Source organism: Collinsella sp. TF10-11AT (genome assembly GCF_003437565.1).
Lineage (GTDB): Bacteria > Actinomycetota > Coriobacteriia > Coriobacteriales > Coriobacteriaceae > Collinsella.
This window is the reverse complement of the sequence record NZ_QSQW01000013.1, coordinates 13678-25923: the sequence shown is the minus strand read 5'-3', so window position 1 is coordinate 25923 and position 12246 is coordinate 13678. Positions and strand designations below refer to the sequence as shown.

At 59.0% G+C, this 12246-nt stretch carries 10 protein-coding genes; 2 read left to right on the top strand and 8 right to left on the bottom strand.

The window, feature by feature from the left end:
* Window positions 1–191: 191 nt before the first annotated feature.
* Both DXC99_RS08625 and DXC99_RS08620 read right to left on the bottom strand, forming a co-directional pair.
* Window positions 192–1217: an aspartate-semialdehyde dehydrogenase gene (locus DXC99_RS08625; protein WP_117584158.1), complete on the bottom strand. Its 1026-nt coding sequence runs from the start codon at window positions 1215–1217 to the stop codon at window positions 192–194.
* Between the two features lie 174 nt (window positions 1218–1391).
* On the bottom strand, window positions 1392–2780 hold the full coding sequence (locus DXC99_RS08620; RefSeq protein WP_117584159.1) for an aspartate kinase: 1389 nt from the start codon (window positions 2778–2780) through the stop codon (window positions 1392–1394).
* Window positions 2781–2884: 104 nt separating this feature from the next.
* Between DXC99_RS08620 and thrC the strand changes: the two genes are divergently transcribed.
* Together thrC and thrB are read left to right on the top strand one after the other, a co-directional pair.
* Window positions 2885–4402 (top strand): threonine synthase, encoded by a 1518-nt coding sequence (gene thrC, locus DXC99_RS08615; RefSeq protein WP_117584160.1) that lies wholly within the window; start codon window positions 2885–2887, stop codon window positions 4400–4402.
* Window positions 4403–4604: 202 nt separating this feature from the next.
* The gene (gene thrB / locus DXC99_RS08610) at window positions 4605–5486 is read left to right on the top strand and encodes a homoserine kinase (protein ID WP_117584161.1); all 882 of its coding nucleotides are present in this window, start codon (window positions 4605–4607) and stop codon (window positions 5484–5486) included.
* 258 nt (window positions 5487–5744) lie between these two features.
* Here thrB and yihA read toward each other — a convergent pair whose 3' ends face one another.
* From yihA to DXC99_RS08580, 6 genes are all read right to left on the bottom strand, one after another.
* Window positions 5745–6335, bottom strand: coding sequence for a ribosome biogenesis GTP-binding protein YihA/YsxC (yihA, locus tag DXC99_RS08605; protein ID WP_117629919.1), 591 nt, complete (start codon window positions 6333–6335; stop codon window positions 5745–5747).
* A gap of 39 nt (window positions 6336–6374) precedes the next feature.
* Entirely contained in the window at window positions 6375–7115 is a 741-nt protein-coding gene (gene mtnN, locus DXC99_RS08600; RefSeq protein WP_117583513.1) for a 5'-methylthioadenosine/S-adenosylhomocysteine nucleosidase, read from the bottom strand.
* Between the two features lie 80 nt (window positions 7116–7195).
* Window positions 7196–8125, bottom strand: a complete 930-nt coding sequence (locus DXC99_RS08595) for a serine hydrolase (protein ID WP_158551689.1) — start codon at window positions 8123–8125, stop codon at window positions 7196–7198.
* 483 nt (window positions 8126–8608) lie between these two features.
* A complete protein-coding gene (pflA, locus tag DXC99_RS08590; RefSeq protein ID WP_117583515.1) occupies window positions 8609–9427 on the bottom strand; it encodes a pyruvate formate-lyase-activating protein in 819 nt (272 codons plus the stop codon).
* A 186-nt stretch (window positions 9428–9613) separates the two neighbouring features.
* Window positions 9614–10468, bottom strand: coding sequence for a DegV family protein (locus tag DXC99_RS08585; RefSeq protein ID WP_233503811.1), 855 nt, complete (start codon window positions 10466–10468; stop codon window positions 9614–9616).
* Between the two features lie 276 nt (window positions 10469–10744).
* On the bottom strand, window positions 10745–12193 hold the full coding sequence (locus DXC99_RS08580; protein ID WP_117583517.1) for a glycoside hydrolase family 32 protein: 1449 nt from the start codon (window positions 12191–12193) through the stop codon (window positions 10745–10747).
* Window positions 12194–12246 lie beyond the last annotated feature (53 nt).

The window sequence follows — 12246 nt, the reverse complement described above, 5'->3', positions numbered from 1 at the left end:
CCAACCAACAACGGCCCCATCGCAAGCCGCTCGCAGCAACGTCACCGCAAGCGGGGGCCGGGCTTAGTTTTCAGAACACTCCGCAGACCAGTGTGGCGCCTTGTCCGCGGCTCCGAAGGAGCAGGACAAGGCGCCACACATGGTCGAGGACGTTCTGAAAACTAAACCCGGCCCCCGCCGGACAGGTCAACCTACTCGCAGAGCAGCTTAGCGATCTGGACAGCGTTGGTTGCCGCGCCCTTACGGATTTGGTCGCCGCAGCACCAGAAGGTAATGCCACGTGCGGCCTCGGGGTTCGAGATATCACGGCGCACGCGACCGACCCAAATCAGGTCCTGGTCGGAGGTGTCCATCGGCATGGGGAAGCGGTCGTGCGCATCCTCGGCACTCATGTCGTCAACCAGCTTGACGCCCGGAGCGGCGGCCAGCGCAGCACGGGCCTCCTCAACCGTAATGTCGCGCTCGAACTCGAGCGTAATGCTCTCGGAGTGCGAGCGCAGCACGGGCACGCGCACGCAGGTGCAGTTCACGCGCAGCTCGGGCAGGTGCATGATCTTGCGGCCCTCGTTTTGCAGCTTCATCTCCTCGGAGGTAAAGCCCTCCTCCTTGACGCCGCCAATCTGCGGAATCAGGTTGCTCGCCAGCTGGGCGGCAAAGGCGCGCGGCTCGGGAATCTCCTCACCACGGCCCAGAGCGGCCAGCTGAGCCTCGAGCTCGGCCATACCGGGAGTGCCAGCACCCGAAGCTGCCTGATACGTGGACACGATCATGCGCTTCACGCCGGCGAGCTGATGTAGCGGCCACGTGGGAACCAGGCCGATGATAGTCGCGCAGTTGGGGTTGGCGATCAAGCCGTGGTGCCACTTAATGTCATCGGCGTTAATCTCGGGCACGACCAGCGGCACCTCGGGATCCAGACGGAAGGCATGGCTGTTGTCGACCACGACGGCGCCGCGCTTGACGGCCTCGGGCAGCAGTTCCTTGGCGATATCGTCGCCGGCAGCGCCGAGTACGATGTCGCAGCCCTCAAAAGCCTCGGGGCAAGCCTCCTCAATCACAACCTGCTCGCCGCGGAACTCGACGGTCTTGCCCGCAGAGCGCGCGCTCGCCAGCAGCTTGAGCTTGCCAACCGGAAACTCCTGCTCGTTGAGGCACTCGAGCATCTGGGTGCCAACAGCTCCCGTCGCGCCCAAAATAGCAACCGTGTACTGTTTCATGCTTCCCCCTTTTAAGGTTGTGGCTTTTGCCCGCACGCCGAGCAGGCTGAATAGTCTTGCCCAGTTTATACAAAAACGGGACGGATATGAAACCCGCCCCGTCGAAACGAAACCGAAACGAAACGCCCCACGGTAGATTTTTGAGACATGACCCAAAAACCTACCGAGCAGTCACTACTTTTTGAGCGCGGCCGGGACGGGATCGACCGGCGCGGGAGCCTCCAGGTCGGAGACCTTCACAATGCCGTTCTCATCGGAGAAGGCGCGGTAAATGGTCCGAATCGCCAGGTCGAAGTCCTTCTCCTCGACACCGATAATGATGTTGATCTCGTCACAGCTCTGCGAAATCATACGCACGCTCACGCCGGCCTGGCCAAGCATGCCAAACAGGTGGCCCGAGATACCTGCGCGGCCGCGCAGGTTACGGCCGACGGTCGCGATGAGCGCCAAGCCCTCAACGACCTCGATCTCGAGCGGCTCGACCTCCTGCTGAATGTCGCCCACGAGCGAGTACAGCGAGTCGTGCACGTCCTGCTCCTGCACCACGGCGCCAAAGCGGTCGACACCGGTGGGCATGTGCTCGACGGAAACGTCATAGCGCTCGAAGACCGAAAGCGCGCGGCGCATAAAGCCGACACGCGGCTTGGTGCGGTCGCGGGCAACGTTGATGGCGACAAAGCCGCGCTTGCCGGTCACGCCGGTAATGATGGGCTCCGCCTCGCCCTCATCAGCCGTCTCGCTAATGATGGTGCCGGGGTCCTGCGGCGCATTGGTGTTCTTGATGACCAGCGGAATACCAGCCTCGCGCACGGGGAACACAGCTTCCTCGTGCAGGACGCTTGCGCCCATGTACGAAAGCTCGCGCAGCTCCTCGTAGGTAACGCGCGCAATGGGCTGAGCCTCGGGCACAATACGCGGATCGGCAGAATAGAAGCCCGAAACGTCGGTCCAGTTCTCGTACAGGTCGGCGCCCAGGCACTTGGCCAGGATCGAGCCCGAGATATCGCCGCCGCCACGATCGAGCAGCTTGATCTGGCCCTCACGCGTCGCGCCATAGAAACCGGGCATAACGAAGCCGCCCTGCTGACCGTACTCTTGCACCAGCTCGGAGGTGCGATTCATGCTGAGCGTACCGTCGTGATGGAACGCCACGACCGTCGCGGCGTCCAGGAACGGTAGGCCCAGGTACTCAGCCATCAGGCGAGCGGTAAAGTACTCGCCGCGGCTTACGAGCTCCTCAGTAGAGTAGCCACCGGAGCGAGCACGCTCGGCAAAGGCCGCAAACTCCTCACGGATGGGATAGGTGAGCTCCAGCTCGTCAGCGATATCAAAATAGCGCTGGCCAATGTCCTCGAGCAGTTCCTCGCACGACACGTGGTACTTAACGTGCGCGTTAACCAGGTAGAGCAGGTCGGTCACCTTGGTGTCGCCCTTAAAGCGGCGACCGCAGGCGGAAACCACCACAAAACGGCGAGCCGGGTCGGCATCGACGATGGCCTTGATTTTCTTAAAGTGTTCGGCGTCGGCGACCGACGAGCCGCCAAACTTGGCAATCTTAATCATGGGCTGGAGGTTACCTTTCTAAAAAGCCTCTGCGAACCTATTTTGCGCGCTCTGATACCATGGGTTCACCGATTGGGACCAAGGTATCCGAGGAGCACTGTTATATGGGAACTTATCATAGTACACGAGGACGCACTTTATCATGCTCAAGTAAGGTGGCAATCCGCACCGGCATAGCTCCCGACGGGGGTTTGTTTGTCTCGGACGAGCTTGGCACCCAGCAGGTCGATATCAGCTCGCTTGCAGATAAATCGTACTTTGAAATCGCTCAAAATGTGTTGGGAATGTTACTGAACGATTACACGGACGAAGAAATTTCGGCGTGTGTCGACGAGGCATATCGTGGCACGTTCGCAAGTGAAGAGGTCACACCGCTCGTCAAACTCGATACAGCGCCGGGCACCGACGTCCCTCAAACCTATGTGATGGAGCTCTTTGGCGGCCCCACGAGCGCCTTTAAGGACGTCGCCCTGCAGATGCTCCCCCGCCTCATGGCCCGCACCTCCGCCAAGGACGGCGGCGCCGAGCGCATCATGATCGTCACCGCCACGTCGGGCGACACCGGCAAGGCCGCACTCGCCGGCTTTGCCGACGCCCCGGGCACGGGCATTACCGTCTTTTATCCCGAGGGCAAGGTCAGCCGCGTCCAGAACCTGCAGATGTCCACACAGGAGGGCGAAAACGTCGCCGTCTGCGGTATCCGCGGCAACTTTGACGACGCCCAGAGCGCCGTCAAGCGTATCTTTGCCGATAAGGAACTGGCCGAGCGCCTGAAGGCCGCCGGCACCGTGCTTTCGAGCGCCAACTCCATCAACGTCGGCCGCTTGGTGCCGCAGGTCGTCTACTACTTTGCCGCCTATGCGCAACTGCTACGCGCCGGCGCTATCGAGGCTGGCGACGCCGTAGAGTTCTGCGTGCCCACCGGCAACTTTGGCGATATCTTGGCCGGCTACTACGCCAAGCGCATGGGTCTGCCCGTCGCCAAGCTCGTCGTGGCGAGCGACAAGAACAACGTGCTTGCCGACTTCCTGACCACCGGCGTCTACGATCGCAACCGTCCGTTCTTCACGACCATCTCGCCGTCGATGGACATCCTCATCAGCTCTAACCTGGAGCGCATGCTGTACTTCCTGTCCAATGGCGACTGCGAGCTTGTTGCCGGCCTTATGGAGCAGCTGGCACAGACCGGCCGCTACGAGGTGACCGCCGAGCTGCTGGCCAAGATCCAGAGCGTGTTTGGCTGCGGCTGGGCCACCGAGGACGAGGTCCGCGCTGCCATCAAGAGCTGCTGGGGTGCGAACGGCTACATAATCGACCCGCACACCGCTTGCGGCTATCACGTCTTTGAGCAGGTCGCCCCCGCCGAGGGCGCCAAGGCCCGCGTGCTGCTTTCGACCGCCAGCCCCTACAAGTTCCCGCGCGCCTGCTGCGACGCTCTGGGCCTCAACGTTCCCGAGGATGATTTTGAGGCTATGCGTGTACTCGAGCAGGCCACCAACACGGTCGCCCCGACCCAGCTCGCCGAGCTCGAGTCCAAACCCGTCCGTTTCGAAGACGTCTGCGACGTAGCCGATATGGCCAACTACGTAGAGTCTGCAGCAAAAAAGATGACTTCCAACTAAAACCCCTTATTAAGCGCCGGCGAAAGCCGGCGCACCTTCTTTCATCAGATAACCCTCGGGATGATGGCGAACTGACATGCGGGTCTGCCTGTTTAGTTCGTCGCGAGTTCCGCACGAGCCGGAAAGCACTTAATGTGCTTTCCGAGCGAGCCAGGACTGCCCGAGCAGCGAACTAAACAGGCAGACCGCCCAGGAGATTCCCATGATCAAGATCACCGTCCCAGCAACAAGCGCCAACTTGGGCATTGGCTACGATACCCTCGGCATGGCCGTCAGCCTCTACTCGCACTTCACCTTCGAGCGCGCCGACAAGCTCACCATCACGGGCTGCCCCGAGGAGTTCCAAAACGAGAGCAACCTAGTCTACGTGAGCTTTGTGGATGCGCTGGCCGCATGGGGCGAGCCGGCCTTCCCCGTCGCCATCGACATTCAGACTGACGTTCCCGTCGCTCGTGGCCTGGGTTCCAGCTCCACCTGCGTTGTCGCTGGTATCATGGCCGCCGCCGCTTTAACGGGCCACACCGTCGACCGCGCCGAGCTCGTCCGCATTGCCACCGAGGTCGAGGGCCACCCCGATAACGTCGCCCCCGCTATCCTAGGCGGCGCCGTCTGCTCCTTTACGCCGACCGACTCGCTCCCCCAGTGCCTTCGCTACGAGGTGAGCGATCGCTTGCGTTTTATTACCGTGATTCCGCCCTACGAAGTACACACGAGTGAGGCGCGCAAGGTCGTGCCGCAGGAGATCCCGCTCTCCACCGCCGTGTGGCAGATGGGCCGCATCGCCGGCATGACGCGCGGTTTGGAGACTGGTGACCTGGACCTGATTGCCGCCGCTAATGACGACCGCATCCAGGAGCCCTATCGTCGCCGCCTGATTCCCGACTACAACGCTGTGCGCGACACCTGCCTTAACGGCGGCGCCAAGACCATCTGGATCAGTGGCTCCGGCTCGACCCTCATGGCCGTAACTGATGACACCATCGTGGCAAAGTTCCTGCAGGTCAAGCTGCGTGAGCAGTTCCCCAAGTGTGACACGCATATTCTGACGTGCGACACCGAGGGCGCTCAAATCGAGTACCTGTAGACATCGCCGATCGGTCTGTCCGGGCCACCCGGGGGCATCCCCTTAAAAACGTCCTCGCACTTGAGGCCCGCTTATCCTGCTCCTTCGGAGCATCGGATAGGCGGGCCTCGTGCTGCGGAATGTTTTTAAGGGGATGCCCCTGGGTGGCCCTATGGTAACGTGACTAGCGATGTCTACAGGGACCCACGCTTTGAAGGGGCGCCGGGCTGAAATTATGGCCTTTTATTGGTAGGGGCTCTTGCTAGGCTGGAGCCCTTACTAGAGGCAGGCCTCGGCGATGCGGCGTTTGAGTTCGTCGATGCCGGTGCCGGTTTGGGAGCTTGTGATGATTACGTTCTCGGCCGGGACGTTGAGCTGCTTTTTGATGGCTGCTGACTGGCGGGCCTGCTGGGTGCGGCTGAGCTTGTCGGCTTTGGTGAGGCAGACGATAAAGTTGAACTCGTTGCCTTGCAGGTAGTCGATCATGTCATGATCGAGCTTGCTGGGGTCGTGACGAATGTCAACCAGTGATACAACCAGGTTAAAGCTGCGCTCGGAGTCAAAGAAGTCGCCGATAAGCTCGGCCCAGCGATCGCGCTCAGCTTTGGAGCGACGGGCGAAACCGTAACCCGGCAGGTCGACAAAATGCACGTCATCGGCCTCAAAGAAGTTGATGTTGCTCGTTTTGCCCGGCGTACTCGAAACCTTGACCAGGTTCTTGCGGCCAAAAAGCTTGTTCATAATCGACGACTTGCCCACGTTGGAGCGGCCGACAAAGCTCACCTCGGGGCAGGTGGACTCGGGAATCTGCGAAACCTTGCCATAGCTGGCGACGAACTTGGCAAGCTGATAGTTAATGGAATCGGCCATGGACACTCCTTGGTCGTAGGTTTTTACAAAACGGGCGCGCTATTGCGCGGCGGCAATACGACGAACGATGTCAAGCGTGATGCCGCTCGCGGTGCGAGCGTACTCATCCAGATCGAACTCGCGCTCACAAAACGCGTCATATGCCTCGTCACAATTATCGCTGATAGCGCGCAGCACCAGGCAATCGACACCATTCTTGGCCGCGATGTGCGCAATTGCCGCGCCCTCCATCTCGACGCAATCGGCATGCGTGGCCTCAATCGCAGCGTTACGCATGGCGTCACCCGTAACAAAGCGGTCACCCGTGGCGATAGTGCCACACAGGAACTGCTTGGGGTCCTTCTCCGCAGAAGTCTCCTCCGTCGAGGCATCCACAAATCCATGCTCGGCAAGCACGGCGGCAGCAACATCAACCAACGCCGGCGTCGAGACAAACTCCTCGAGCCCCGGCGCCGACTCGGCAATGAGTGCCGTGTCAGTATCCAGATAGCGCAGGCACTTGCCAATAATCACGTCGTTAATATGGAGCTTAGGGTTTAGGCCGCCCGCGATACCCGAAAACACAACTGCCCGCGGGGCGTATTTGCTGATGAGATGCTGCGTTGCGGCGGCGGCATTCACGGTGCCCATGCCAGCGGTCGTGGCGACTACTGTCAGACCGTCAAGCTCGCCGCTTACAACGGTCAAGCCCGCCTCTTGCGACACATGAGCGCCGTTCAGTTCTTCTTTAATCTGCGTAACCTCTTTTTCGAGTGCGCCTATGATCGCGATGGTTGCCATGCCATCCCCCCAAATTCGTGCAAATTGCTTATCCACGGTATGGTACCAGCATTTTGGTTCTTTCACTTTTTACGAAGTCGCTAGGCCAACGAGGACCGCACATCATAGAGCGCCTTTGCAATCGCAGCCGTAACCTCGCTCGAGCGATCGCTCCACGGCATCGACGTCATGACGCTCATAACATAGCTATGGCCGTCGACGTCGATCAGTCCGGCATCGCATGTCGAATAGCAACCGTCCTCGCTGATCCAACCCGCCTTGTTGCGCACCAAGACCTGATCGTCCGCAATGCCATCGCGAATAAACGATCGGGTCGTAGAGGTCAGAAGGCCCGACAGCCATTGCGACGTCTCGGTGTCACAGCTCAAATACTCACTCATCTCGCACCACAACTTGGCCGAGGTGCGCGGGCAGTAGGTCGGAAAATCACTCATCGGATCCAGTGCCGTTTCGTTATCAACACCCAGGTTGGCAATCCAATCCTCATAGCCATCATGGTCAAACGCCGCGCGTAACGCGATAAACGAATCGTTGTCCGAGTTGACGACGGCATTCTCGATAAGGTCGCGTACCGTCTGCCAGCCCATGCTGTAACCACCATACGTGGCTAAAGCCCAATCGAGCGACACCTGCCCCGATTCGACCAACGTCTCGCAAATATAGAGCGCATACAGCGCCTTGTAACTGCTCGCTCCATACACCGCGACATCGGCGTTATACGTCACGCCCCTACCGCTCGATAGGTCGTAGAACACTACGCCTACGTCGCCCAGCTCCTGCGCCCGACTCAGGGCATCCTGGAGCGAGGTAAGGCTCTGATCCTCCAAGGTAGGAGTCTTGTTATCCACCAACGAGAAGGTTTGAACGGTATCACCCGAAGGGATATCGTTGAAGTCCGCCTTCGAAAGTCTCGTCTTGAGATCTGCCGTCGACAGAGCTTGATCTGCCGACGCTTTGGACTTTGAAACCTTCTCGTTTTGCAGCTGTACCGTTGACGCATCTGAGCGCACCGTTCGCTCCAAGGCGTGGGTTTTAACGGCAATTCCGAGGATAAAAACCGCTAACGCTAGCATTCCTATGGCGGCAATCTTCGCCCCGCGAAAGCGAGCGTCGGCAAGGCCGCGCGAAGACATGCCCTTCGTCTCATATCTGCTGCCATGCTGCGGCACATACTCGTCCCGCGATTTGCCCTTTCGCACGTGGTCTCCTGATTGTGCCCGTTCATATACGAGCAGCATAATACTGAGCAGCCATTTCTTTCCCAAATTGTTTGACACCGTTTAAGGCGTCTTTAAAGAAACCACAGGCGTATTTATCCAAATGGCACGATTCTGTTGCGCATCTCTGCCCAAAACGCAGTTGCGGTGAAATAGTTCCTGTTTGGACGGCATAGGCCGATACACAAGAACTATTCCACCGCAACTTGACGGGGCTCTTTAGCGATCAACTATGTGCCCGGGGCACTCATTTAAGTCTGTCCCCAATGAGTGCTGCTAGCCGATGGCGTTTTTGAGTTCCGCACGGCGCTTTTTCATGCCGGCCATGACGGCGTTGCGCAGCTCGGGCATGCGCGCGGTATCCATCTGGGGCACGCCCTCGAGCTTATAGGGAATACCCAGTTGCTCGTACTTGACGACACCCATCGTGTGATACGGCAGCATTTCCAGGCCCACCACGTTGTGCCATGGAGCGATCAGGCGACCGAGCTTCTCGCATTCCTCCGCCGTGTCGGTGATACCCGGCACCACCACATGGCGAATAACAACCTTAATCTTGCGACGGGCAAGCTCATCGCCAAACGCCAGGATGCGCGCAGGATCGCAACCGGTCAGCTTTTTATGCTCAACCGGATCGGCATGCTTGATGTCGAGCAGCACCATATCGGTCTCGTTGAGAACAGCATCGAACTTCTCCGGATGCTTGGGATCAAATGCATAGCCACAGCTGTCTAGGCAGGTGTGTACGCGGCCATCGGGGTTGTTGTGCATCACACGGAACAGGTCGGCCAAAAACTCGGGCTGCAGGAGCGGTTCGCCGCCCGAAACGGTAATGCCGCCGCTACGGTAGAACTCATGGTTGCTCTGGAACTCGTCCATGAGATGCTCGACGGTCACCATCGTGCCACCGTTAACAGACCAGGTATCGGGATTGTGGCAATACGCGCAGCGCATGGGACAGCCCTGAACAAACACCACAAAGCGGATGCCGGGACCGTCGACCGTACCCATCGTCTCAATCGAATGCACGCGGCCCAGGGCAAACGCAGAGTCCTCGGGACGAGCGTCCACACCCTCGAGCGTCATCTCAGCCATTCCCGCTACCTTGCCTCTCATTGGTTTTAGTTACATAAATGTCAGAGCCATTCTAGCCCATACGCATGATGGCAAAACGGTTTAGGGGTCAATTAGGTCGTCCTATTTTACTTCACGCAAAAGCGGCGGGAAGGTTGTCACAACCCGCCCGTCGCCGAGGCAATAGAAATCGATAGACGCCAGGCCTTACGCCTTAAGCGTGAGCACCGCACCGAAGGCGGTCGGGCCGCAATGGCTCGAGATGACACCGCCAACCTGAGTCCAGGTAATATCCTTAAAGCCCAGGTCATGCGCATAGACCTCCATGTCGTCGCGCAGCTCCTGGGAAAGGCCCACCGAATACGCCAGGCCAATGTGCGAGTAGTCGATCTCGCCCTTGGCAACCATGTGGTCAATAAAGGCGCGGGCGCACTTGAGCATAGAGCCGCGGAACTTCTTAGTCGCCACGAACTTGCCGCCCGTCACCTCAATGCAGGGCTTAATCTTGAGCAGATGGGCGCCTAGGAACGCGACGTTGGACAAGCGACCGCCCGCCTTAAGGAAGGCAAGGTCCGTAGGAACAAAGCCCAACAGCACGCGGTCCATGACGGAGTTCGTAAATGCAAAGATCTCGTCGACGGTGGCATCGGGGTGAGCCTCGATGTATTTGGCGGTCTCGACGACAACGAGCGACTGGCCCACCGAGACAAAGCGCGTGTCCATGGAGAACACGTAGTCGCGCCCCTGGGCCGCAATCTTTGAGGACTGATGCGAGCAGGTCGTGGCCTCGGAATACGCGAGATGCAGAATAGTCGCGTCGGGCTGCTCGGCGTGAATGCGGTCGTACACACGGGAGAAATCTGCCGGTGCGCAGCCACTGGTCTTGGGCATCACGCCAAACTCGTTGCAGCGCGAATAAATCTCGAGCGGATCGATCGAGCCGTCCTCGACGGTCTCGTCACCAATCGTGACATGCATGGGCACGCGCACGATGCCGTAGCGTTCGCAGAGCTCTGGCGTCACATCCGAACCAGATTCAACCACGATTACGTACTTGCCCATTCTTATCACGACCCATCTCGACATTGGTTTTTCAATACATGGCACGCGCCGCCGCACTGTTGCACAACGGCGTCCAAGCGCCAAAGAGACGCCGTCCCTTGCACATAACAAAGGACAGCGTCTCCCTGGAAAACTCCGTGCTTGGCTGAGATTTTACACGGTTTATAAATGAGTGTTACTTATCCCGCAAACGGTAGCTATACGCGATAAACGGTAGTTCGCTGCGGCAACTGCAACACATTCCGCCCAGCAAGTCCAATCGTGCCTCACGCATGGTTAATGCGCGAGGCGGTAGAAATCCATCGACGCCGCACTCTCGGCATGCAACCCCATCGCCGGAACCGCCGGCGAATAGGTACGGCTCGTAAGTGCCGCCTCGCCGCCATTTGCAAAAATCTCGACCATCGTAGTGTCCGAAAGCACGCGCAGGTCGCGAAGCTCGCTGAGCTCGATCGACCTCTGGTCGCGCCCATAGCCTTCGTCACCCATGTCGAGGGTAAGCATCCCGTCTGCATAGCGCACAAAGACACCCTTGCGGATTTCGAGCTCGACCATCTTGGCGCCCTCACAGGAAACCACAACATCAAACAGGCGGCCCGGCTCCTCAACGGTTTCACCGCCTGTCGCGCGAACGCAGTCGCCGCGCATCCTCTCAATCTCGTGCGCCGGCTGCTGGCAGAGCTTACCATCGCGCATGCTCAGCTCTCGCGGCACCGTCAACGCGCACTGCCACCCGCGCGCCACCGTCGGGTTTTCTGCCGTCGCGTCGGGGCAACCCGACCATCCGATCATCAAACGCCGGCCTGCAGCATCCTCAAAGGACTGCGGAGCATAGAAATCAAAACCGGCATCGACCATCGGGGGCATGCCCTGCCCGACGATTTTAAAGCTCGGCGCCTCCCAATCGGCCTCGATGGAGAACCACACGCACTGATGCGGATTGCGGTAACGCCATCCATCGGCAGGCACACCCTGCGGACAGCAAACGAGAATAAGCTCACCATCGAGCTCGAACAGATCGGGGCACTCCCACATAAAGCCAAACTTCTCGCCCAGCTCAATACGCGTCGCATAGTTCCAGTCCTCTAGATCGCGCGAGGTATAGACAAGCACGCAGCCGCGATCGTCTTTCGTACGAGCGCCCAGAACCATGTAGTAGATACCGTCGTGCTCAAGGATCTTGGGGTCGCGCACGTGCGTACCGATATCGTCGGGGTAATCGACCGGTCCAACAGCTATGCACTTCTCGCCCAATTCGTCGGGATTCTCGGCAACCATATGAATCTGGTTTTGCTCACGACCCGTCAACACGTAGTCGTAATCATCGCGGTCAAAATGCTTGACGTTGCCGGTATAGAAGTAGTGAATCTTGCCATCGCGTACAAAGGCAGAACCAGAATACGCTCCGTTCGAATCCAAATCGGAATCGGGGAACAGCACGGAGCCATGATTCTCGTACGTCACAAAATCCTTTGTCGTCAGATGGTTCCAAAGCACTGGACCGCCATGCGCAGCATCGAACGGATCGTATTGATGATAGATGTGATACGTATCACCAATCTGAACCAAACCGTTGGGGTCGTTGAGCCAGCCAAGCTCAGGCTCCACATGGAACAGGAGCCTATCGGGGTCGGACGCGATGCGACCAGCCGTCTCATCCTGTCCGGCACGCCACTGCTCATAGTCCGCGCGTGTCACCTTATTTTTTTGATTAAACATCGCCATTGACTTTCTCGTCTATAGGGAAGGACGCTCGACTCGCACGAGCCGAGCGCCCT

Bases quoted from the DNA above. Each gene is read 5' to 3' on its own strand.
- DXC99_RS08625 (WP_117584158.1), bottom strand. From the start codon at position 1,217: ATGAAACAGTACACGGTTGCTATTTTGGGCGCGACGGGAGCTGTTGGC.
- DXC99_RS08620 (WP_117584159.1), bottom strand. From the start codon at position 2,780: ATGATTAAGATTGCCAAGTTTGGCGGCTCGTCGGTCGCCGACGCCGAA.
- thrC (WP_117584160.1), top strand. From the start codon at position 2,885: ATGGGAACTTATCATAGTACACGAGGACGCACTTTATCATGCTCAAGT.
- thrB (WP_117584161.1), top strand. From the start codon at position 4,605: ATGATCAAGATCACCGTCCCAGCAACAAGCGCCAACTTGGGCATTGGC.
- yihA (WP_117629919.1), bottom strand. From the start codon at position 6,335: ATGGCCGATTCCATTAACTATCAGCTTGCCAAGTTCGTCGCCAGCTAT.
- mtnN (WP_117583513.1), bottom strand. From the start codon at position 7,115: ATGGCAACCATCGCGATCATAGGCGCACTCGAAAAAGAGGTTACGCAG.
- pflA (WP_117583515.1), bottom strand. From the start codon at position 9,427: ATGGCTGAGATGACGCTCGAGGGTGTGGACGCTCGTCCCGAGGACTCT.
- DXC99_RS08585 (WP_233503811.1), bottom strand. From the start codon at position 10,468: ATGGGCAAGTACGTAATCGTGGTTGAATCTGGTTCGGATGTGACGCCA.
- DXC99_RS08580 (WP_117583517.1), bottom strand. From the start codon at position 12,193: ATGGCGATGTTTAATCAAAAAAATAAGGTGACACGCGCGGACTATGAG.